25 protein-coding genes are annotated in these 23,067 nt (G+C 39.5%); 6 read left to right on the plus strand and 19 right to left on the minus strand.

Translation table 11 applies throughout. The annotated features are described in order from the left end of the window. Nucleotide 1: 1 nt before the first annotated feature. The gene (locus B3394_RS17585) at nt 2-1,456 is read left to right on the plus strand and encodes a TSUP family transporter (protein ID WP_273244860.1); all 1,455 of its coding nucleotides are present in this window, start codon (nt 2-4) and stop codon (nt 1,454-1,456) included. Nucleotides 1,457-1,535: 79 nt separating this feature from the next. Here the strand turns inward: B3394_RS17585 and B3394_RS17590 are convergent, their stop codons facing one another. The 3 genes from B3394_RS17590 to B3394_RS17600 are packed head-to-tail and all read right to left on the minus strand — an operon-like array spanning nt 1,536 to nt 3,237. Continuing rightward, on the minus strand, nt 1,536-2,102 hold the full coding sequence (locus B3394_RS17590) for a YceI family protein (protein WP_177734084.1): 567 nt from the start codon (nt 2,100-2,102) through the stop codon (nt 1,536-1,538). Nucleotides 2,103-2,131: 29 nt separating this feature from the next. Then, nucleotides 2,132-2,764 carry an NAD(P)H-dependent oxidoreductase gene (locus B3394_RS17595; protein ID WP_286927988.1) on the minus strand — a complete coding sequence of 211 codons (633 nt, stop codon included), beginning with the start codon at nt 2,762-2,764 and terminating at the stop codon, nt 2,132-2,134. Between the two features lie 11 nt (nt 2,765-2,775). Further along, nucleotides 2,776-3,237, minus strand: a complete 462-nt coding sequence (locus B3394_RS17600; RefSeq protein ID WP_177734088.1) for a MarR family winged helix-turn-helix transcriptional regulator — start codon at nt 3,235-3,237, stop codon at nt 2,776-2,778. A gap of 135 nt (nt 3,238-3,372) precedes the next feature. Between B3394_RS17600 and B3394_RS17605 the strand changes: the two genes are divergently transcribed. From B3394_RS17605 to B3394_RS17615, 3 genes are all read left to right on the plus strand, one after another. After that, nucleotides 3,373-3,927 (plus strand): TlpA family protein disulfide reductase, encoded by a 555-nt coding sequence (locus tag B3394_RS17605; RefSeq protein ID WP_286927992.1) that lies wholly within the window; start codon nt 3,373-3,375, stop codon nt 3,925-3,927. A gap of 22 nt (nt 3,928-3,949) precedes the next feature. Beyond that, nucleotides 3,950-4,561 (plus strand): thioredoxin family protein, encoded by a 612-nt coding sequence (locus tag B3394_RS17610; RefSeq protein WP_177734092.1) that lies wholly within the window; start codon nt 3,950-3,952, stop codon nt 4,559-4,561. Nucleotides 4,562-4,631: 70 nt separating this feature from the next. Next, nucleotides 4,632-4,949 carry a rhodanese-like domain-containing protein gene (locus B3394_RS17615; RefSeq protein WP_177734094.1) on the plus strand — a complete coding sequence of 106 codons (318 nt, stop codon included), beginning with the start codon at nt 4,632-4,634 and terminating at the stop codon, nt 4,947-4,949. Nucleotides 4,950-5,006: 57 nt separating this feature from the next. Here the strand turns inward: B3394_RS17615 and B3394_RS17620 are convergent, their stop codons facing one another. The 11 genes from B3394_RS17620 to B3394_RS17670 all read right to left on the minus strand — a co-directional run bounded on the left by B3394_RS17620 (nt 5,007) and on the right by B3394_RS17670 (nt 16,693). Further along, on the minus strand, nt 5,007-5,729 hold the full coding sequence (locus B3394_RS17620; RefSeq protein ID WP_394353044.1) for a TIGR00730 family Rossman fold protein: 723 nt from the start codon (nt 5,727-5,729) through the stop codon (nt 5,007-5,009). Between the two features lie 432 nt (nt 5,730-6,161). After that, nucleotides 6,162-6,551, minus strand: a complete 390-nt coding sequence (locus tag B3394_RS17625) for a nuclear transport factor 2 family protein (RefSeq protein ID WP_273244869.1) — start codon at nt 6,549-6,551, stop codon at nt 6,162-6,164. A 68-nt stretch (nt 6,552-6,619) separates the two neighbouring features. Beyond that, a complete protein-coding gene (locus tag B3394_RS17630) occupies nt 6,620-7,039 on the minus strand; it encodes a MoaF-related domain-containing protein (RefSeq protein ID WP_286927997.1) in 420 nt (139 codons plus the stop codon). A 23-nt stretch (nt 7,040-7,062) separates the two neighbouring features. Continuing rightward, entirely contained in the window at nt 7,063-7,902 is an 840-nt protein-coding gene (locus B3394_RS17635) for an MBL fold metallo-hydrolase (RefSeq protein ID WP_286928004.1), read from the minus strand. Nucleotides 7,903-8,045: 143 nt separating this feature from the next. Then, nucleotides 8,046-8,624, minus strand: a complete 579-nt coding sequence (locus tag B3394_RS17640) for a Crp/Fnr family transcriptional regulator (protein ID WP_286928009.1) — start codon at nt 8,622-8,624, stop codon at nt 8,046-8,048. Nucleotides 8,625-8,667: 43 nt separating this feature from the next. Next, nucleotides 8,668-9,429, minus strand: coding sequence for a DUF2185 domain-containing protein (locus tag B3394_RS17645; protein ID WP_286928014.1), 762 nt, complete (start codon nt 9,427-9,429; stop codon nt 8,668-8,670). A 116-nt stretch (nt 9,430-9,545) separates the two neighbouring features. Continuing rightward, a complete protein-coding gene (gene uvrA / locus B3394_RS17650; RefSeq protein ID WP_177734105.1) occupies nt 9,546-12,380 on the minus strand; it encodes an excinuclease ABC subunit UvrA in 2,835 nt (944 codons plus the stop codon). A 148-nt stretch (nt 12,381-12,528) separates the two neighbouring features. Then, nucleotides 12,529-13,482, minus strand: a complete 954-nt coding sequence (locus B3394_RS17655) for a Fic family protein (protein WP_286928036.1) — start codon at nt 13,480-13,482, stop codon at nt 12,529-12,531. Nucleotides 13,483-13,537: 55 nt separating this feature from the next. After that, a complete protein-coding gene (locus tag B3394_RS17660) occupies nt 13,538-15,358 on the minus strand; it encodes a chloride channel protein (RefSeq protein ID WP_286928041.1) in 1,821 nt (606 codons plus the stop codon). 83 nt (nt 15,359-15,441) lie between these two features. Further along, a complete protein-coding gene (locus tag B3394_RS17665; protein WP_286928043.1) occupies nt 15,442-16,107 on the minus strand; it encodes a DNA alkylation repair protein in 666 nt (221 codons plus the stop codon). Next, nucleotides 16,091-16,693, minus strand: coding sequence for an acyl carrier protein phosphodiesterase (locus tag B3394_RS17670; protein WP_286928048.1), 603 nt, complete (start codon nt 16,691-16,693; stop codon nt 16,091-16,093). The genes B3394_RS17665 and B3394_RS17670 overlap by 17 nt, the downstream gene beginning before the upstream one ends. Nucleotides 16,694-16,747: 54 nt before the next feature. Here B3394_RS17670 and B3394_RS17675 point away from each other — a divergent pair, with 54 nt between their 5' ends. After that, complete coding sequence (locus tag B3394_RS17675; protein WP_273244884.1) at nt 16,748-17,815, plus strand: acyltransferase family protein; 1,068 nt, start codon at nt 16,748-16,750, stop codon at nt 17,813-17,815. Between the two features lie 87 nt (nt 17,816-17,902). Next, complete coding sequence (glmM, locus tag B3394_RS17680; protein WP_177734126.1) at nt 17,903-19,291, plus strand: phosphoglucosamine mutase; 1,389 nt, start codon at nt 17,903-17,905, stop codon at nt 19,289-19,291. Between the two features lie 56 nt (nt 19,292-19,347). Here the strand turns inward: glmM and B3394_RS17685 are convergent, their stop codons facing one another. The 5 genes from B3394_RS17685 to B3394_RS17705 form a co-directional block, all read right to left on the minus strand. Beyond that, entirely contained in the window at nt 19,348-20,475 is a 1,128-nt protein-coding gene (locus B3394_RS17685; protein ID WP_286928050.1) for a hypothetical protein, read from the minus strand. Nucleotides 20,476-20,497: 22 nt separating this feature from the next. Further along, nucleotides 20,498-21,025, minus strand: coding sequence for a GNAT family N-acetyltransferase (locus B3394_RS17690; protein ID WP_286928058.1), 528 nt, complete (start codon nt 21,023-21,025; stop codon nt 20,498-20,500). A 96-nt stretch (nt 21,026-21,121) separates the two neighbouring features. Beyond that, on the minus strand, nt 21,122-21,880 hold the full coding sequence (locus B3394_RS17695; RefSeq protein ID WP_286928061.1) for an SDR family NAD(P)-dependent oxidoreductase: 759 nt from the start codon (nt 21,878-21,880) through the stop codon (nt 21,122-21,124). A gap of 98 nt (nt 21,881-21,978) precedes the next feature. Then, a complete protein-coding gene (locus B3394_RS17700; RefSeq protein WP_177734134.1) occupies nt 21,979-22,497 on the minus strand; it encodes a 5' nucleotidase, NT5C type in 519 nt (172 codons plus the stop codon). Beyond that, the gene (locus tag B3394_RS17705; RefSeq protein ID WP_286928064.1) at nt 22,494-22,925 is read right to left on the minus strand and encodes a GNAT family N-acetyltransferase; all 432 of its coding nucleotides are present in this window, start codon (nt 22,923-22,925) and stop codon (nt 22,494-22,496) included. Before B3394_RS17705 ends, B3394_RS17700 begins: the two co-directional genes overlap by 4 nt. Nucleotides 22,926-23,067 lie beyond the last annotated feature (142 nt).

The raw sequence follows: 23,067 nt of genomic DNA on the forward strand, positions 1-23,067 counted from the left end.
CATGGAAAATACATTATTTCCAATATTTTTAAAAACCGATACCTTCCGTTTCCTGATCGTAGGCGGTGGGAAAATTGGTCTGGAAAAAGCAGAAACACTATTAAGGCAGAATCCGCTGGCTGCCATCCGGATTATTGCCCGGGAAATCAGCAATGATTTATGGGAATTACTAAGAGAATATCCGCATATCGAATGGGAGGAACGTGCTTTTGCCGATGGAGATCTGGCAGCTGCCGATTTCCTGATCATTGCTACGGACAATACCGGATTGAACCGCGAAATCAAGGAACGGGCCAATGAGAAAGGGATCCTGGTAAATGCCGCCGATCAGCCCGATCTGTGTGACTTTTATCTGGGTTCGATAGTGAATAAAGGCCATTTAAAAATTGCAATTTCCACCAATGGAAAGTCACCGGTTTTAGCCCGTCGTTTGCGGGAACATTTGCAGGAAGCCATTCCGGAAAATATTCACGACAGTATTGAAAATCTGAATGCTTTCCGGGCGAGGCACAAAGGAGATATACAAACAAAGCTGGCTTCCCTGAATCAGGCAACGGCATTGCTGGTTAGCCGGGATAACAGTAAAAAAGAAGGGAAGCAGTACAAAGAGCTGACTTTTGAAATAGCGGTTGTTTTTCTGGCTGTTTTCTTTGGATACGGATTGTCCTCGGTAATTTCGGTACATGACCTGAATGGTTATATCCGGGAAATTCCGCCGGCTTTTTACGGGATGGTACTGGTTGGTTTCTTTGCGCAGCTGGTTGATGGTGCTGTCGGACTGGGCTATGGCGTGACCTGTGCGACCAGTATGATGCTGTTTGGAATTAAGCTTCCGGCCATTAGTGGTAGTATTCACACCGCCGAAATGTTTTCCAGCGGAATCAGTGGTTTTTCCCATTATAAATTCGGGAATGTCAACAAAAAACTATTGTTATGGCTGGCTATTCCGGGTGTTGTTGGTGCCGTGAGCGGCGCTTTATTGCTCATTTATCTCGGGAACAAATACGAAACGGTTACCTATGCTATTTTAGCATCCTATACGATGATTATCGGGATACGGCTTATTATTATTGCTTTTCGCAAAAAGATTGTCCGAAAGAAAGTGAAACACACGGGATTATTAGGTTTTTCCGGCGGACTTTTTGATGCATTTGGCGGCGGCGGCTGGGGACCTATTGTGACCTCTACCTTATTGGCCAAAGGACGAAAATCCAGCTATGTGGTGGGTACCGTTAGTCTGGCTGAGTTTTTTGTAACGCTGGCGGCTTCCATTACATTTTTTGCTTCTTTGGGCGTAAGCCACTGGTATATAGTGATCGGTTTAATTGTGGGCGGTTCCATAGCCGCACCGTTAGCGGCGCGATTAGCCGGTAAACTGCCGCAAAAAACAGCAATACTGGCAGTTGCCTTTTTAGTGATTATATTCAGTATCCGAATGCTGTTTAAGATTTTTTAAACGCAAAATAAATCCAATAAAAAAGAGGCTGTCATCTGACAGCCTCTTTTCTTTTTCATAGCAAAGTTTTGTTCGGATATTAGAACTGTAAGCTTACAGTTAAATCAAACTCATCGTTGATCGCTTTATCTCCGATAGAACTGAAGATAGAACCAGAGTTGTACTCAATTCCGTATTTAGTTCTGTCAATTTTGAAGCTTGTTGTAGCTGTGTTTCCTTTTACAACGATATCAAAAGTTACAGGGTTTGTTTTATCTTTAATTGTTAAATCAGCAGTTACAGTATAAGTATCGTTTCCTTTTTCAGCGATAGTTTTGAAAACCAATTTAGAAGTTGGGAATTTTTCAACACCAAAGAAATCATCTGCTTTTAAGTGACCGTCTAAACCAGCTTTAGATTTTCCGGTTACGTCTGTTGCACTAATGGTAGTCATGTCTACAGTGAAGTTACCACCTTTTAATTTTTTTCCTTTGAAAACTAAAGCGCCTTCTTTTAAGTTGATTGTTCCTTCGTGCTGACCGGTTACTTTTTTACCAACCCAGTTGATAGTACTTTTAGAAGCATCTACTTTTTTTGTTTGAGCTGAAGCTGATAATGTACCTAAAGCTACTACTAATGCTAACGCAATTGATTTTAAATTTTTCATTTGATTTTAAAATGGTTTTAATTAATTGATTATAAATTGATAAATAATTCTTCGTTTGATTTTCTCACTTTTGCATAATGCTGTGTAGCATCTTCTTCATGACGGTATCCTAAAGTTGCAATAAGGGAAGCGTTTAATCCTTTTTCGGTTAGTCCAAGAATTTCGTTCACTTTTGCTGGCTCAAAACCTTCCATTGGCGTTGCATCAATTTTTAAAGAAGCAGCAGCAGTTAAAAGGTTGCCTAAAGCAAGGTAAGTTTGTTTTGAAGTCCAGATATTTCTGGCTTCTTCTGATAAAGCGGTAAGGGTGGTTTTCATAAAATCACCATAACCCTGGATGCTTTCCATAGGAATGTTTCTTGTCGCTACGATATTATCCATAAAAGCGTCGATTTGCTCGGTACCAAAATTAGTAATGTTTGCAAATACTACTAAATGAGAAGCGTCAACAATTTGTGATTGTCCCCAGGCAGCCGGTTGTATTTTGGCTCTTAATTCCGGATCTTCAACGATAAATATTTTGTATGGCTGTAAACCATAAGACGAAGCACTCAGGCGGATCGCTTCTTTGATTGTTTCTAAATCTTCGTTAGAAATTTTTTTTGCAGCATCAAATTTCTTTGTTGCATAACGCCATTTCAGCGTGTCTATTAAATTACTCATATAAGTATGTTTCAAAAATTAACGGTTCTGTATTTTTCTAATAAATCATTTAATTGTTCCAATTCGTCTGTTGTGAGATTCTCTGAAAAAGCAGCTTCATGCTGTTCCACTTTCGGATCCAGTTCTTCTAATAAATCCATTCCTTTTGGCGTAATGGTCACTTCCATTTTTCGCCGGTTATCCGGACAAACTTCGCGGGTAACCAGGTCTTTCAGTAATAGTTTGTCAACAAGACGGGTGGTGTTACTGGTTTTCGCAAGCATGCGTTCCTGTATTACACACATATTGGTTGGTTTGGCCTTCTGACCTCTCAAAATTCGCAATACATTATATTGTTCACTTGATAATTCATAAGGTTTTAATACCTCAGCGAATTTCTCTGAAACCAAGTTTTGAGTGTACAAAATATTCAGCACTGTTCTTTTGCCCAGTGATAAAGCTTTTGTAGATTTGATGATGTCTTCGATTTTCATTGCGTTATTAAATTTGTTGGTACAAATGTAGTAATGTTTTTAATTGTATATACAAATGTTTGTTTAATTTTTTGTTAAATTTATTTCGAAGGCTGTTATAATGCTTAATTTTAGTGACCTAAACCAATATTCTAAATGAAAAAAATAATCATTATGCTGGCTGTTTTCAGTTTTATTTCCTGTAAAAAAGAAGTCAAAACAGAAGAAAAAGCAGTCACAGAAGCAGCAGCAGCTACGCCAAAACCATTAAAAATATATGAAAAAGACAGGGTTAAAGTAAAATCGTTTGACTTTAACGGACTGGAGCCTTTATTAAAAAAAGATAACGATACTACCTATGTGGTTAACTTTTGGGCAACCTGGTGTGTACCCTGTGTAGCAGAACTGCCGCATTTTGAAAAGCTGAATGCAGATTATAAAGATAAAAAAGTAAAAGTACTGCTGGTAAGCCTTGACATGCCGCAAAAAGTGGAAAGCAACCTTTTGCCTTTTATCAAAAAAAAGAATATGCAATCGGAAATCGTGTACTTAAACGATCCGGATGCGAATGCCTGGATTTCCAAAGTTGATACCGCCTGGTCCGGAGCAATTCCGGCAACAGTGATTTATAAAGGGGACAAACGTAAGTTTTTCGAGCAATCGTTTACGTATGAAGCCTTACAGAAAGAATTACAATCCATCATGAATTAATTAACCAGATTTATACATTTATATGAAAGCAATTAAATTTTTAGGATTAGCACTTGTCATCGGAGTTATGAGTGCATTTACATTAATAAAGCCGGCTGAAGGCTATAAAGTAGGGGATATCGCTACCGATTTCAGCCTGAAAAATGTAGACAACAAGAAAGTATCGTTAAAAGACTTTTCGGCTGCAAAAGGTTTTATCGTAGTGTTTACGTGTAACCATTGCCCTTATGCACAGGCCTATGAAGACCGGATTGTTGCCCTGGACAAAAAATATAAAAAACTGGGATATCCGGTAATTGCCATCAATCCGAACAACCCTGCAAAACAAAAAGACGACAGTTTCGAATTAATGCAGGTGAGAGCCAAAGAGAAAAACTTCACCTTCCCGTATTTATTGGATGAAGGACAAAAAATCTATCCGCAGTATGGCGCTACCAAAACACCTCATGTTTATATTTTACAAAAAACAAAAGCCGGAAATCAGGTAAAATACATCGGAGCAATTGATGATAATTATGGTGATGAAAAAGCAGTAAAAGTAAAATATGTTGAAAATGCTGTCGATGCGTTACTAAAAAACAAAGAAGTAGCGGTAAAAGAGACCAAAGCGATCGGATGTTCAATAAAAGCGTAATAATAGCTTTGATGATTTAATGTTAAATGTTTTTTCAATACATTTGAACTTTAAACCTCGAACAAACTATATGGACATTACACAAGAAAAATGGTGGTCTGAAGCACAACAGGATGAAAATGCAGTTATCCTGGACGTTCGCACCGTAGATGAATGGAATCAGGGAATTATTCCCGGAGCTGTTAACATCGATATTTACAAAGGACAAGGCTTTATTTATCAGGTTGATGAATTGGACAAATCCAAAAACTATTATATCTACTGCCGCTCGGGCGGACGTAGCAGCCAGGCCTGCAGTTTAATGCAGCAATTGGGTTTTACCAATACGTATAACCTTATTGGCGGTATTATGGACTGGGCCGGACCGGTAGTCATGCCGGAAGAATAACAAAAACAAAAAAGGGACTTTACATTAAAGTCCCTTTTTTTATGCTGCAGCCGCTAATTAAAAATTAGGGCTCAGGTTATATTTCTTGTAGAAGTTGTCCAATACATCAAGCACTTCATCTTCGTTGTCCACGATCTTGATAAGATCCAAATCGGCCGGATTGGCATTGGCATGTTTTTCAACAATTACATTTTTAATCCATTCAAATAAACCGGACCAGAAATCTTTACCAACCAGGATGATCGGGAACTTTCCGATTTTTTTGGTCTGGATAAGCGTGATTGCTTCAAACAGTTCGTCCAAGGTTCCAAAACCTCCCGGCATTACTACAAATCCCTGTGAGTATTTCACAAACATAACTTTACGCACAAAGAAATAATCAAACTGTAAGTTCTTATCTCTGTCAATATACGGGTTGAAATGTTGTTCAAAAGGCAGTTCAATGTTTAAACCTACAGAAGTTCCGCCGCCAAAATGAGCACCTTTATTTCCGGCTTCCATAATTCCGGGACCACCACCGGTAATAACGCCATATCCGGCTTTACTGATTTTATAGGCGATACGTTCCGCTAATAGATAATATTTGTCTTCCGGCTTTGTTCGGGCAGAACCAAAAATAGATACACAAGGTCCCATACGGCCCATTGCTTCGTATCCGTTTACAAACTCGGACATAATTTTAAAGATTGCCCAAGAGTCATTGGTTCTTATTTCGTTCCAGGTTTTTTGCTTGAATTTATCCTGTATTCTGTCGTCTTCATTTTCAAATTGATCTTTCATCATGTTCTCTTTTATCTTTTAAAAAATTATATAATCGTTTCTATAGTGTGCTAAAATGGCAATCCGATAGCGGTTCAGCTGGTATAACCATTTGAATAAATAATACCACTATTTATTGGATGTGTCAGTTACTGTAAGTAGAAGTGTTGTTGGTGTTCTATTTCTTAAAACTTTTAACAGCTTTCAGGAATAATATGCTAAAACTATTATCTTTTTGGAATGTAAACAAATTTGGAGCTTGTTTTTTTTACTATAAATTGTAAAAAAAGGATTTTGTTTTGGTAACGGATTGGTATGTAGTTGTTTGAGGCGGTATTCAAACCGGTTAGGAAACGATTGTGTTTTTCGTGTAAAACGGTAAAAACCGGAAAAACTGTTAAATGTTTTATAACAGTTTTTCCGGTTTTTGAGGAGCTTTATATGGGACTGGTATTATTCCATCGCATCGGTTACCGACTTGCTGTCGACAAATTGTTCGAATGCAATAACCTTTTTATTGTGGAGCTTCCAGATGTGTGTTACCCGTGCCGTAAAAGGTTTTCCGGTTTTTTTATTCACTCCGGAATAGGTACCGTAAGCGGCAACCCGGTCACCATCGGCAATATAATCTTCAATGGTTAGCTTGTAGTCGATCCATTCGGATGCAAGCCTGTCGAACACATTTTTTTTGACGGCTTCAAAACCGATATAGGTTCCGGCATAGGGAAAACCGGCCGCTTCTGTCCATCGGGCATCCGGAGCCAAGGCTAAGGCCGTATTTTTTCCGTTTTGTTCCGAACTTCCGCCTTCATAGGTGCTTTTTATTATCTCGAGATTTGTCATCGTATTGTGATTTTGGCAACCGGCCGTCAGTAAAAGAAGTATCAGACCGGTTTTAAAAGGGAATAACATTACTTAATAAATTCAAATTTTCCGTCCACGAAAAGGGAAGAACGTCCGGCTTTGTCACTTTTCGGATCATGGAATGACCAGAATGCCTTTACGGTTCCGTTTTGTGTATCAATAAGCTGGCTAACCGTAAAACCGTCTTTTTCAATCCAGTTCAGGAAGTGAAGGTTGTCGGTTAATTTCTGATAATGCATTTTTTCATCGCCTTCGGCTGTTTTCCCGGCCGTATCGGTCGTTTTCCAATGCAGTATCGAATCGTTTTCATAGTATACTTCGGCAGTCATTTCGGGGAAGGTAATTTTTCCTTTATGACCGATCAATGTATAATCTGCCGTTGGAATGACTGTTGTTACAGGTTCTGCCTTTTTAGTACAGGAGCAAAGCAGCAGTGTAGCGCATATAAGCGGAATTAGTTTTTTCATACGATCAGCTTTAAAATTCAGGATTACCATTTCATTTCGCCTTTGTTCACTTTGGCACCAATTTGAAGCGCAATGTCAAAAGTAGCCTCAGGATAGTGTTTTTTCATGGCACTAATCAGTTCTTCCGATGATTTTGTTTGGGCAACTTCTGCTTCATAGGTTTTTAAATAGGCAATGTCATATTGTACAGAGGCTACTGAAAAAGCCGCTCCGTTTTTTGCATGGGCAGGAATCACAATTGCCGGATGAAGGGCTTCTATTTTTTCCAGAATGGAGATCCAGTTGGCACGGGCTTCTTTGGTTTGTGAATCGGCTGTCCATAGGTGAAAAGTGTTTCCAAACACATTGATTCCGCCCACAACGGCTTTAACAGAAGGAATCCAGACAAAAGTACGTTCCGGAAATGCTTCCAATCCGTATATTTCCAGTTGGTGGCCTTCCAGGGTAATGCTGTTACCTTTTAAAACCTGTGGCAGTACTATATTTGAAGTTAAAGCCGCTCCCAATCGTTCACCCCAGACATCCAGTTTTTTCTGCGCTGTTTTTTGGATATGCTCAACAGTAAGCGGTGTGGCATAAACGGTTACTTCCGGGAAGTATTTTTTGAAAACTTCCAATCCGAAATAAAAGTCCGGATCGCCGTGGCTAACATAAATAGTGGTTAGTTTTTTGCCACTGGCTTTTATCTCTTTGGCAACGATTTCTGCATCGGCAAGTGTGAATTGGGCATCAATTAAAACCGCATCGGTTTTACCACTTATAATTACAGAGGCTACTCCAAAACTGTTTTCGGAGGCATTGTACACTTTAAATTGTAACGTTTTGGCGTCAATAGTTTTAACGCTTTGTGCTTGTGTTTCCATAATATTGAAAATATTGGTTATTAAAAATAAGAATGTAAAGAGGTGTTTTGAGTTCATGTATTGGTCCTTAAAAATTACAATACAAAGCTACATTCATCCTATAACCAAAAAATTGAACAAGTTCAATAAATGAAAATACAGTATTATAATTTTGAAATCTTCTTTCGGATTTTACTGAGGAACTCATGCGAGATCCCTAAATAGGCGGCTATTTGCAAGTTAGATAATCGTTGGGCTAAGTGCGGGTATTTTTCTATAAAATCCAGATAACGTTCATCGGCGGTTTTACTCAGGTTACTGATCATTCTGCGCTGTAATGCCACATGTGTTTTCTGTGTCATGATCCGGAACAGTTTTTCCGTTTTCGGAAATTGCTCATATAGCAGTTCTTTCTCTCTTTTTGAAATTAAGAGCACTTCGCTGTCTTCCAGTGCTTCGATAAACAGGGAAGCCGGTTTTTCATTGGTAAAACTGTCAATATCGGTAATCCACCAGCCTTCAATGGCAAAATAAAGAACATGTTCCACACCTTCATTGTTAATATGATATACTCTGAAACAGCCTTTATTGACGAATCCTTCAAATTTGCAGACCTCACCCTGGCGTAGCAGAAATTCCTTTTTTGGAATCTTTTTTAAGTTAAACGGTTTACAGAATTGTTCCAGTTCCGTATCGGAGATTGTAATATGGCTTTTAATGTTGTTTTTAAGCAGGTCGTACATAGACAGAAAGATTGTATATAAAGTTACAGAAAAATAGCATTGATTATTCCGGTTCTATCATTTTCCAGGTTTCTAATGCCCAATCGATATCTTCAGGTTCATCAAAATACAAGGCAAGCTGTATAACCTGATTATCAATTATAGAAAACCCGTAAACAACGCCATATTCTTTTTCACCGTCTTTTTCGGAAACCAGATAGCCTGTTCTTAAAACACGATTGTCGGAAAACTCAAAAGTTTCCAGTGTCTGATCAAAATTTTGATTTCTATTTGCAATAAGCTGTTTGTGAGTATGGTAAATTTCCTCTTTACTTTTTCCCTTTTCATTCCAAATGGCAAGCCGGACAGATTTGTCACCAGTAGTATAAAATAGGTCGCCGTTATCTTCGATACTGCGCTCAAACAGGTTGTTGATTGTAAGCGTCCATTCATTGGTGAGTTTGTGCATAACGGGATAATCGTCTTCTAACTCAAAATCGGTAACCCTGTACCATTCTGAATCATCATCTGTTCTCTCATAAACAGCACCTATTCCTTTTAATAAAATGGATTGCAGCGAAGGATCGATTTTGAGAATACTGGAAGGATTGTATATACCTGTATTATTCGGATCGTTTATATAATCGTCTGTTTCAAAACCTGTAAAAATTCTCCAGCCGCTATCTTCCGGCCGGGTTCTTTTTTCCCGGTACATAAACCTTGGTTTTATATTTTGATCGGTAACCATTTTTGAAACCATTAATCCGCCTATAGGAGGGAAGCTGTCAAAGTTTTCTTCTTCCTGCTTTTTTTTAAAAAAATTCATTTGTGAACGTTTTTTAGGGTTATGTAGCTTTCTATTGACGTAAATGTACAAATTTAGCCAGCACTCCATAAAAAAAGCAGCGTATCACGCTGCTTTAAAAATATATAGTACGGTTGTTATAGATGCAATTCCTTTTTAAGGAACTGAGCGGTATAACTCTTTTTGTTTTTAACGACTTCTTCCGGAGTACCTTTAGCGATCAGCTGTCCGCCGCCTTTTCCGCCTTCATAACCGATATCAATAATATAATCGGCCAGTTTGATAACGTCCATATTATGCTCAATAATAAGCACAGTATTGCCTTTATCGACCAGTTTGTTAATAACTTCCATTAAGACCCGGATGTCTTCAAAATGCAAACCTGTAGTGGGTTCGTCCAGGATATAAAAAGTATTCCCGGTATCTTTTTTAGACAATTCCGTAGCCAGTTTGATACGTTGTGCTTCCCCGCCCGAAAGGGTTGTGCTCTGCTGTCCTAAAGTGATATATCCCAAACCAACATCCTGTATGGTTTTGATCTTACGGTATATTTTCGGAATGTTCTCAAAGAAAGGCACTGCTTCATCAACGGTCATCGCTAATATATCGGAAATGGATTTTCCTTTATAGCGTATTTCAAGCGTTTCCCGATTAAAACGTTTTCCCTGGCAGGTTTCACATTCCACATATACATCCGGAAGGAAACTCATTTCAATGGTTCTTACACCCGATCCTTCACAGGTTTCGCAACGTCCGCCGGACACATTAAAGCTGAAACGTCCCGGTTTGTAACCGCGGATCATTGCTTCCGGTGTTTGGGTAAACAGGGTTCTGATTTCTGAAAAAACATCGGTATAGGTTGCCGGATTCGAACGTGGTGTACGCCCGATCGGACTCTGGTCGATATCAATCACTTTATCAATATGCTCCAAACCTTCAATTTTTTTATACGGCTGTGGTTTTTTAACCGCATTAAAAAAGTGCGCATTCAAAATAGGGTAGAGCGTTTCATTTATCAAGGTCGATTTTCCGCTTCCGGAAACTCCGGTCACGCAGATCATTTTACCCAATGGCAGTTCTATGGAAACATTTTTCAGATTGTTTCCGGTTGCTCCGGTTAATTTTAAAACCTTGCCATTACCTTCACGGCGTACTTTTGGAACGGCAATTTCCATTTCGCCATTCATATACATAGCCGTTAGTGTCTTTTCTTTCAGCAATTCCTTCGGCGTGCCTTTGCTGATAATTTCACCGCCAAAGCGGCCGGCTTTCGGACCGATATCAATCACATAATCGGCACGTTCAATCATATCCTTGTCGTGCTCCACAACAATAACGGAATTTCCGATATCGCGCAATTGCTCCAGCGAACGGATTAAACGCTCATTATCCCTTTGGTGCAGTCCGATACTCGGCTCATCCAGAATATACAGGACACCGACAAGCTGTGAACCAATTTGTGTTGCTAAACGGATACGCTGTGCCTCACCGCCGGAAAGCGATTTGGAACTTCTGTTCAGCGACAGGTAATTTAAACCCACGTCGACTAAAAAGCTCAGACGGGCTTTTATTTCTTTGACAATCTCAACAGCGATTGCTTTTTGTTTTTCGTTCAGGTGAGGAGTCAGGTTTTCAAACCAGTCACTCAACTCGTCTATATCCATTGAAGAAAGCTCTCCAATGTTCTTTTCATTGATTTTAAAATAAAGGGCTTCCTTTTTAAGTCGGGTCCCCTGGCATTCCGGACAATTAACCTCGTCCATGAATTCCTTTGCCCAGCGTTTTATAGAAGCCGAATCGCTTTCGTCAAACTGATTTTTGATAAAATTGGAAATACCTTCAAAGTCAATCTTATAATCTTTGGTGATTCCCATCACTTTGGAAACAACGGAGAACTTTTCGTTTCCGCCGTTTAAGATCATATCCATGGCTTCCTGCGGAATTTTCTCTATCGGGTCGGTTAATTTAAAACCGTATTTTTCACCAATAACTTCCAGCTGTTTGAATATCCAGGAGTTTTTTTGCTCACCTAAAGGGGCAAAACCACCGTTTTTAATGGATAATTTCGGATTCGGGATAATCTTGTTCAGGTTTACCTCATTTACTGTTCCCAAACCGTTACAATGGTCACAGGCTCCTTTTGGAGAGTTGAATGAGAAATTGTTTGGCTCCGGATTCGGGTAGGAGATACCGGAAGTAGGACACATTAAGTTTCGGCTGAAATAGCGTACTTCCTGACTTTCTTGCTCAATAATCATCATGACGTCTTCACCGTGATACATCGCTGTTTTGATGCTTTCGGTTAAACGTTTGTCATTGTCTTCCGTATTTTCAATGGCCATACGGTCAATCACAATTTCAATATCGTGTGTTTTGTAGCGGTCCACTTTCATACCGAACTCCAGGTCGCGGATTTCACCGTCAACACGCACTTTTACAAAACCCTGTTTGGAGATCTGCTCAAACAACTCGCGATAATGTCCTTTACGGGAACGGATAATCGGTGCTAAAATATTGATGCGCTTTCCTTCGAAGTTTTCATGAATAAGCTGTTTGATCTGCTCATCGCTGTAGCTCACCATTTTTTCGCCGGTATTATAACTGTATGCCTCACCGGCACGGGCATAAAGCAGACGAAGAAAATCGTAAATTTCCGTAATTGTCCCTACCGTGGAACGCGGACTTTTACTGGTTGTTTTTTGCTCGATAGCAATTACAGGAGATAAACCGTCGATCTTATCCACATCAGGACGTTCCAGACCACCCAAAAACTGACGGGCATAGGCTGAAAAAGTTTCGATATAACGGCGTTGTCCTTCTGCATAGATCGTATCGAAAGCCAATGACGATTTTCCGGAACCGGAAAGACCGGTAACAACCACCAGTTTTTCACGGGGAATAATAACATCTATATTCTTTAAATTATGCGCTCTGGCGCCTAATACTTCAATGGTTTCTTCTGTGTTCAGCATATAAAAGTTGTGCAAAACGCAAAGGTACTGTTTTGAAATTTAATTTGATACGGAGAATAAGAAGAAATTTTGTTTAAAAAGTTAATAAATAGCATCACCTGGATTGACTTAATATTGTTATTATAAAAAGCGCTGATGGCTTATGCTGTCAGCGCTTTCTTTGCCTGTTTTCAATATAATCCTCAATAGCTTTTTTGGTCGTTAACCAGTTACGGCCTTCCTTATAAGCATCAATTTTTCCCTGACGGGCTAACAGGCTGATATATTCCTGGCCATAAGGAACACCGGGTTCCTGAACCAAGTTTGTGATTTCCTGAAAATCATAATCGTTGTCCGGCAACGAACCGATATAAATATTTAAAGTTCTTTCCACAGCCTGGCACATCAGTAAAATCAGCTTTTTATAATTGCCGTTATTGGCCTGGTTGAGGGCTTCATAATATTTTTTCCGGTCGTTTTTCAGAATGATGGCAGGAGGAAAGCCCTTTCGCATCAGTAATAAATTCATTGCCAGGCGCACTGTTCTTCCGTTGCCGTCAAAAAAAGGATGGATCCAGACAAATTTATGATGAAAAATAGCCGCCAGCTCAATATCGTTGAGACCTAACGGATTTTGTATCACAAATGTTATCAGTTCTTCCAGCAAATCGGAAACTTTGTTTGCATTTGGCGGAACAAAATTTGCCCCGGAAATGCGGACACCGCCATTTCGTAACCGGCCGGCATATTCTTCTTCAATGGAGCGCATGACCAGCTGATGAAGTGACAGTATATCTTTACTGCTGATTGTATAATCGTTTTTGGCAATGTCATAAAGATAATGAATGGCATTCTCGTGGTTTTTGGCTTCAAAATGTTCCCGGAGTGATTTTCCCTTAATGGTGATTCCTTCCTGAAGTACCATTTGTGTTTCCCGCAGGCTTAGCGTATTGCCTTCAATACTATTGGAGTTATAGGTCCATTCGATGGATAAGGCTTCCTTGATTTTTTTCAAAGCAATTTCAGGCAATGGTCTGCTGTTTTTCAGAATTGCTTTTTTTTCATACAATCTATCGAAAGTAGCTTGAAATTCAGGCTTATATGTCACATCAATTTTCCACATACCACAAATATACAAAAATCGGATGGTAAAAAAATACACCCTATCCGATAATAAGCTATTCTATCCGCATGTCTTTTAGTTTTTCTCTGTAGCTTTCGAGTACTTCAATTTTGGAGAGATAACCCAGGTATTTTTTGTCTTTCAGTACCAAAAGTATATCGGTATGGTTACTGTCAAATTTATCCATTACGGTTTCCATGATTTCATCATAGCAGATGATTGCTTCCGTTTTCAGGATAACATCGCTTAAAGCGGTATATTTTATCTGGAAAGGTTTGAAGACAATGTTTCTGATTTTATCAAAATCCACAATACCAAGCAATTCCTCGTTTTCATTCAGGACCGGGAAGATCGTTTGTTTGGTGGTGGAAAGCAGTTCGATAACATCTTCCAGTTTGGCATGTGCAGTGATGGTTCTGAAATCATTCCGGATGTGTTTGGACAATTCTATAGAGGAAAGAATATTTTTGTCTTTATCACTTGTAAAAACCTGCCCTTTGTCGGCAAGATTTTTAATATCCATCGAGTGGATTTCCATTTTTTTGGTAATCGCAAAGCTAATGGACGAAACAATCAGCAAAGGAACCATTAAGGCATAACCGCCGGTAATTTCCGCAATAAGGAAAATAGCGGTTAACGGCGCATGAAACAAGCCGCTCAATACACCGGCCATACCAACAATTGTAAAATTGCTGATGGGCAGATTATGGGATAAACCGATAAGGTTAAACAATTTTGCAACGAAAAAACCCAGATAGGAACCAACAAATAAGGAAGGCGCAAAATTACCGCCATTACCGCCGCTTCCAAGCGTTAATCCCGTAGCAAAAACCTTAATCATCATGGTTGCACCAACAAAAAGTACCAAAACCCATTCGTTATCCTTAAACGGATTCAGAAGAGTATTTTCGAGTAATTTCTCCGGATTCCCGTTGGAAAGAGCTTTAATACTTTCATATCCTTCCCCGAATAGTGTCGGGAAAAAGAAGATCAGTATTGCCAATGCCGAAGCACCAACGATGGCTTTTTTATAGGTTTTGTTTTTATACCGGTCAAAAAAGTGTTCCACTTTCCGGAACGTACGGGCATGGTAAACCGAAACGAGTCCTGCAAAAATACCGATGATAATATAGTAAGGAATATTGTGATAATCAAAGCTAAGCTGTTGGTGAAACGACAGCAGAATATCCTCTTTTAAAAGCACATTGGTCACCAAAGCACCCGTTGCGGCAGAAATCATGATCGGGATAAAAGCCGTCACACTCATGTCGGCTAAAATCACCTCGATGGCAAATAAAACGCCGGCTATAGGAGCGTTAAAAGCAGCAGCAATACCGGCGGCAACACCACAGGCAAGCAATAACGTCCGGTCTTTATAGCTCAGGCGGTATTTCTGGGCATAATTGGAACCAAAAGCCGCTCCGGTAATCGTAATCGGGGATTCCAGTCCTGCCGAACCACCCATACCTACGGTAAGGGAACTTGTAATGATCTGGGCATACATTTGCTTGCGGGGCATGATTCCCGACTTTTTTGCCACAGCAATCATGATTTGTGAAGTCCCTTTTTCGATACTGCCGTCAAGGAATTTTTTAATAACAAATGCCGTCAGTAAAATCCCGGCAATGGGAAGGATACTGTTACTATACGGTAAATGTAAAATTCCGTCGATATAATTGGCAAAACGAAAAACGGAATGCGAAAAGGTCTTTAAAACAATTACCGCTAATGCCGATGAAATACCCACTAAAACACAGGATAAATAAATAAACTGACGGTTGTTTAAGATGGATTTTAAAAAGAACAAAGTGGCTTCTAAACGCTTGAAGTTTTTTCGGAAAAACAAGGTTATAGGAGAAACTTTTTTAGTTGGCATTTTAGAGAAAATTTAGGTGAATTTGTTATAAAAACTTTGAAATGCTAAAATACGCCTTTTGAATAACTCTGTTTTTAAAAACTTCATAAATTTTTCAGTGCTTCTCTTTTGCTTAATGGTTTTAGTGTGGTTGCCGCCACAAATGTTTTCACGGCTTCGGGATTCGTTTTGGCATATTCCCGCAATGCCCATCCGATCGCTTTTTGTATAAAGAACTCTTTTGATTCAGCATGTTTCCGGCACAAAGAAAAGAGTAAAGTGGCATCGGTTTTTGACTTATAACCCAATTGGAAAAGAATTGCAGAACGATTGAGCCACATGTTTTCCGAATCGGAAAAAGCGGTAGTAACAGCCGGGATTGCTTCCGGGTATTGTATAAGATAATTGCCCAGTAAGTACTTGGCAAGGAAGTCAACGGTATCCCACCAGGAATTGGTAGTGATCACCTTTTCGATTAACGCAATGTCCTCTTTCAGATACTTGTTTTTAAGCTCTTTTTCCAGGATTTCTATCGCAACATAATGCAATTCCCTTTTATCTTTATTGAATAGTTCCCAGCCGATTTCCCGTGCTTTTAAGGCTACTTCTTCCTTGTGCTGTTTCCAGATTTCTTTGGTAATGGCTTTTCTGGACGTAGCTTTTATGCCATAATAGCTAAAAAGGTTTTTCATATACGCTTCCATTGGCAGGGCAATTTCAGCAGCGGCATTCCCGGAAAATGATTTTTCTAAATCAGTTATGAAAGTCATGGTTTATCTGAGTTAATTTGGTGGCGGCAAAATGGCGTAATTCTTCAAAGAAAAGCGTAAACTCTTCTTCAAAATCAGTATAAAATTCCTGTAATTCTTTTACGGAGTTTTGCATACCGGAACGGTTTTTTGTGCGGTGGTCCATCTGGAAAAGGATAGTCCCGATACCTTCGATGGTAGCATAGCTAACCAGCCAGTTCCGGCCAATCATATAAGGCATCAGCCCTTTTGTTTTTTCCGTTAGCTCATCATAATGCACTTCAAGGGAATTATAAAAAGCCGCAACATATTTTTCCAGTTCAACATCAGCATACACTTGCCAGTTCTTAGCGAGAAAATGATCGTAAAAAACATCGATTATCACGCCCGAATAATGACCGTAAGCTTCATGAAGACGATGCTTGCTTTTTCTGAAAACGGGATGGGCATCAGTAAAAGTATCGATAGCGCGATGCAATAAGATGCCTTTCTGGATCTCCGGGTTGAAATTTTTGTATTCGTTGCCGCGAATACCATCGGCCATAAAGTTGCCAATTTTGATCAAATCGTTATTTCCGGACAAGTATATGTGCGCTAAAAAATTCATCTGTAATCGGGTTTATGTAAATGTAATAATTACTTTTGGAAAAAGATATTTTTAATGAAGGCATTGCCAAACTTAACCGCTCTTCGATTTTTTTTAGCACTATTTGTAGTCCTTTTTCATATCCCGCAATTTTGCAGAAACCAGGAAATTCCTTTTTTTGACGCTTTATCCATATTTCATAAAGGTAAAGAAGCGGTATATGTTTTCTTTTCTTTAAGCGGATTTTTGATTATCAGGCAGGTATATATCGAAAAAAAAGAAACCGGTTCCATTTCACTTCCGAAATTTTACATGAAGCGAATTTTAAGGATTTTTCCATTGTATTACCTGATCCTGTTTACAGGCTTCTTTTATTACCGTTTTTTATTGCCGCAGTTAGGCTATGATTTTGAAAGCAATTATAACCTTTTGGAAGGGATATTGCTTTCCGTATTCTTTTTGCCCAATGTATTCGGCAATTTGTATCATCCGGGTGGAATCATCGAAATACTTTGGTCTATCGGTATAGAAGAACAGTTTTACTTATTTATTGCACCGGTTATGTTATGGGTAAAAAGAAACTACATACTGCCGGTTTTAGCCGGTTTTACGATTGTTTATTTTGCGGTTTTCTTTTCGGATCTACTACCGCAGCTGTATCAGTTTAAAATGTACTTTTTTTATTTCTCGTCAAGCGGTCTGGCATCCGTTTTAATGCTGGATAAAAAGGTGAACGGAAAAGGAGTAAAGGCGGCAGCGCTGCTGTTGCTCGTGATGATGACAGCCTATTTTACCACCAGTATCTTTATCGATAATTTATCAGAAATGGGATATCACTTGTTCAGCATGATACTGTTTGCCGTATTTCTGTCTGCAATTTGTCAGGTTCCGTTTTCATTCCTGGAGCACCGCATCATGAAATATTTAGGAACCATTTCCTATGGCATTTATATGTTCCATGCCATAGCAATGCAGCTTGTCGGATTGGTGTTTATCAAGCTTATTTCTAATATGGGATTACCGGATACCATACAGATTTTACTTTTTAACACGCTGGTAATTGTGCTGACTATTTTATTTGCCGGCATATCCTATCGTTATTACGAATCGTATTTTCTCAGATTAAAAAAGAATTTTCGATAAAAACCGGAGCCGGTAACCTCGTGGCATGCCACAACTTTTTTATATTTGTAAACATTTTAAAAATAAACATTGAAACCCTGAATTTATATGACATTAATAAAATCAATTTCCGGAATTAGAGGAACTATTGGCGGAAAAGTAGGTGATAACCTGACACCGGTTGATGCGGTTAAATTTGCATCGGCTTACGGGACTTTTCTGAAACAAAACAGTACAAAAGAAAAACTGACGGTTGTAATTGGTCGTGATGCCCGGATTTCGGGGCCGATGATTCATAACCTGGTTGTCAATACGTTAATTGGTTTGGGAATTGATGTTATCGATTTAGGCCTGTCAACAACGCCTACAGTTGAAGTAGCGGTACCATTGGAAAAAGCAGATGGCGGAATTATCCTGACAGCTTCGCATAACCCGAAACAATGGAATGCCTTAAAACTATTGAATGAAAAAGGCGAATTTTTAAGCGGAGCCGATGGTGCTAAAATTTTAGAAATTGCCGAACAGGAAGCTTTCGATTTTTCCGATGTGGATAGCTTAGGTGTAATTACCGAGAACGATGCCTATATGGATATCCATATTGACGAAGTGCTGGACTTACCTTTAGTGGATGCGGAAATCGTTAAGAAAGCCGGATTTAAAGTTGTCGTAGACGGTGTGAATTCTTCAGGCGGAATCATTATTCCGAAGCTATTGGAACAAATGGGCGTAGAGGTTGTAGAACTTTACTGTGAACCAAACGGACATTTCCCGCACAATCCGGAGCCTTTAAAAGAACATTTGGGCGATATCTGCGAATTGGTGGTTAAAGAAAAAGCAGATTTCGGTATCGTAGTTGATCCGGATGTTGACCGTCTGGCATTTATTTCAAACGACGGAGAAATGTTTGGAGAAGAATATACGCTTGTAGCGGTAGCCGATTATGTATTGAGTAAAACACCCGGAAATACCGTTTCCAATATGTCTTCTTCAAGAGCATTGCGCGACATCACAAACAAACACAACGGAAACTACGAAGCGAGTGCGGTTGGTGAAGTGAATGTAGTGGAACTGATGAAAAAAAACAATGCCGTGTTGGGTGGCGAAGGTAACGGCGGAATCATTTATCCGGAATTGCATTACGGGCGTGATGCTTTAGTGGGTGTTGCTTTGTTCCTGACGTATTTAGCCAACCAGGAGAAAACCGTAGCAGAATTAAGAGCCGGATATCCGCAATATTTTATGAGCAAAAACAAGATTGAATTAACACCGCAGATCGATGTTGATGCCATCTTAAAAGCAATGACGGAAAAATATAAAAATGAGAATATTTCAACTGTTGACGGTGTCAAAATAGACTTTGCAACCGATTGGGTACATTTGAGAAAATCCAATACCGAACCGATTATCCGTATTTATACAGAAGCGCCAACGCAGGAACAGGCAGACAGCCTTGCCCTGAGAATTATTGACGAGATCAAAGCGATAGCCGGAATATAAAAATGAAACCCTGAGATCTCTCAGGGTTTTTTTATACAATTTCCGAAACGAATAACTTATAGTTCCTGAAGCAGCACTGCATTCATATTTTCCGGAGTGATTCCGATTTCCCGGAGCAGTACCCGGATGTCGCTATTGTTTTTGTTTTGCAGTAATTGCAGCAATTTTTCCCGGTCGTATCGTTTTAAGGCTCTTTCACAAATTAAAGCCCCGATCATATAAGGAACGGAAGTTTCATTGTCAATATAGAACCTTTCAAACGGATTATCGATATAACGCTGAAAATCGATCGTATTGCCTTTTTGGAGGAACTTTTTAAGATTGTTTTTATGCCAGTCATAACTGTACAATCCGCTGCCGCCCAAATAGGTTGCAATACCTTCATTCAATATTGCAGGCACATTGGGAAAGAGTTTGTTTACATAGATATGGACAATTTCATGCGTATAGCAATCGGCGTTATTGCCTGAAAAAACGGTATTGTTGGATTCTGCCAGGCCGCCGGTTTCCGAAACATACATCAGCGGATTATAATCAAAACCTTTTATCCGGAACAGTTCCTGCGGACTGGTGCAGGAGTAATAATGGATCGGAATCGGGCTGCAATTAAAGAACTTGCAGATTTTTACAATATCAAGCTTTTGCTGATTGGCTTCAGCACTGTTTAATTTCTTTAAAGGCGAGATAAAATAATGAATACTTTCAATTGTCACAGGGGTATAATCCCGGGTGGCATAGTCCAGATAATGACTAAATAGGATGTCGTTGTGGATGTGATTGGCCACAATATTGTAAATACACCGTATCGTATTGTCCTTTGTTTGGGTATTATAACCGATGTAGGCAATTTTTACGATCTTACAATCGACAGTTTTAGTATCGATGATCTCCATAAGCGTAGGCTTATAGAAGTCCGTCCCGAATTTGCTGTTTTCGATATTAACAAGGTCTGTATAAGGTGTTTTGTATTTTTCAAAATCACTTTTCAGCCAGTATTTATTTTCCTGTGACGATTGATTTTTTGTAGCCAGAAATCCGGTCAGCGCCGTGATGATCTTTTTGTTGATTTCTTTTTCACGGTCAATTACCGGGGATATCGTCAGATGGATCGACGGCTCCTCTTGTTTTTGGGAAAAACAACCGATATGCAGTGCGATAAAAACAAATAGCAGGATCTTTTTCATTTTAAAAACCAATCAGTGTTAATTATAGGGCATAAAAACGTTCCCGGTCCAGGATCCAGTGTATCATGTCGTGACTTCGGGACCATTCCGTAAAATTTATTTTCGTTAGTATTTTTGCAGAATCGGCATTGCTAATTAAACTTCTGGCGGTTATGGTCACCACTTTTGGATCGGAAAATGCCCGGTCTACCAGGTTTTTAGCCGCTTCAAACGCATATCCTTTTTTGCGCTGCTGCCGGATAATACCATATCCCAGATCTATTTCGCCCTGGGCATTCGGTATTCCTTTAAAGCCCACATCGCCAATGATACACATATCGTCCTGTTTAATGATCATCCAGGACTCAAATCCGGTAGGATAACCTGACAACTGCAGATTGTTGATTATTTTCGGCAGGGTTTCCATTACATCGTCATCCGGCCAGCCGTCGGCAATATGAATCCCGAGATTGTGCAATTCGGTACAATTGCCTTCAAGGACATCCATCGCTACGCTGCGGGTAAAAGGAATTAAAAACAGCCGTTCTGTGGTAATTTTTTCAGTGGTCATCAAACAGTAATGATTAGTGTTTAAAAGCTGAAAAATAGTAAATAAATAAGAAACCCTGAGAATTTCCCAGGGTTTTATATATTGTTTTTCGATTGTTTACAGCATCATCCCGCCGGATACCTCAATACGCTGGGCATTGACCCATTTGGCATCATCGGTACATAAAAAGGCAACAACACTGCCAATATCGTCCGGAAGTCCCACACGGCCTAAAGCCGTTACGGAAGCAATCTGTTTGTTCAAATCGGAATTGTCACGAACAGCGCCGCCGCCAAAATCTGTTTCAATGGCTCCCGGTGCCACCACATTAACACGGATACCTCTTGAACCAAGTTCTTTTGCCTGGTATTTTGTTAAGGTCTCTATAGCCCCTTTCATCGAAGCATAAGCAGCATATCCCGGAAAAGAAAAACGGGCTAATCCGGTAGAAATATTAACAATTCCACCGCCATCGGCAAGAATTGGCAAAGCCTTCTGCGTCAGGAAAAAAGTTCCTTTAAACTGAATGTTCATTAAGGTGTCGAATTGCTCTTCGGTAGTTTCTGCAAAAGAAGCGTGAATACCAATACCGGCATTGTTAACCAGATAATCCAGGGTAGCGGTCTTGAAATGTGTTTGTAACGTTTGGGCTGTTTCCTGCCAGAAAGCATCAAAGCTTTTACTTTCCGCTACATTCAGTTGGATGGCAGCCGCTTTTAAACCGTATGCTTCAACTTGTCGCACGACTTCAAGAGCTTCCTCTTTTTTACTGTTGTACGTCAGAATAATATTGATTCCTTTTTGAGCAAGACTTAAGACCATGTTTTTACCAAGTCCGCGGCTTCCTCCTGTTACTAAAGCTATTTTTTGTGACATTGTTCTGAATTTTAATGTTTTACAAAGGCAAATTTAAAGCAGTCCTGCCGTTCCGTTATGGTGACAGCTTAAGTATTAATGGTGACAGTTTAAGTTTTTTAGGTTAGTAAATGCAGTATTTCCTGCCAGTTATTAACCCTGGTATGCGGATGGTCGTGATTGTTATTATTGTGTGGCTGCGAGAACAGTAAAGCCCTGCCTTCAAAATAGTCCAGGTTTTTAAAATGATCGTCAATCATAATGTCGCCTTTAACAGCTGTTTTGGAACCGCAGAAAACAATTTGTTTCCAGGTAATGAACGGGAAGTGCTCCTCAAGCCAGTAGAACTTTTCTTCCAGGCTGTTTGGAAATTCCATGGCGGCAGAAACAATAAACAAATCGTATTTTTCATTTAAGAGTTCCAAAGCTTTAATACTGCCTTCCATAACCGGAAGTGTTCTGAAAAAACCGGCAGTGTTTATGTATTCATAGGCATTTTTAAACACGGTAGCTTCCGGTTTGCCATTTAAATTTTCAATACGCTGGGTTATACCCATTTCGACAGTTTCATACTGAATAAGTTGGGCATATATGTCGGCTAAAACACCATCCATGTCTACTAATAATCGTTGCTTCATAGTTCTTGTAATGATTTTACTAAATATTTGGGTACTTCGGTATATCCTTGTCTGTAATAGAATTTATGTGCTTCCGTTCTTCTGGAATGCGAATGCAGTTCGATACGGTCACAGTTGCGCTGTTTTGCCAAAGCCACACTGTATTCTTCCAGCTGCTTTCCGATACCTTTACTCCGGGCATCGTGGTCTACGGCAAAATAGCTGATTCTTGCGAAATCGCCTTTTAAAGCGAGTTGCGGAATAAAATGAATGGAAATAAAAGCCAGTACCTGTTTGTTTTCTTCATAAACCAGTAATGCTTCATCCGGATGCTTCAGTAATAAGGCTATCTTTTCGCTGAGAAAAACAGCAGTACCGGGATAATCCATTTGTGCCAGTAAATCGCAGATGCGGTCACTATCGGCTAAGGTAGCTTTACGTATCGACATAAGGTAAGAGTATTATACTCAAAGCTAATTTTTTATCAAGGAGTAACAATGGATCCGCCTGTTAATTTTACTATAATTTTTGATAAAGAAATACAGGCATTCAGGACTTTGCAGCAATGCTGCTTTTATCGGCTTTGCCAAA

The organism is Flavobacterium sp. UBA4197, assembly GCF_002379575.1.
In the GTDB taxonomy this organism is placed as follows: domain Bacteria; phylum Bacteroidota; class Bacteroidia; order Flavobacteriales; family Flavobacteriaceae; genus Flavobacterium; species Flavobacterium inviolabile.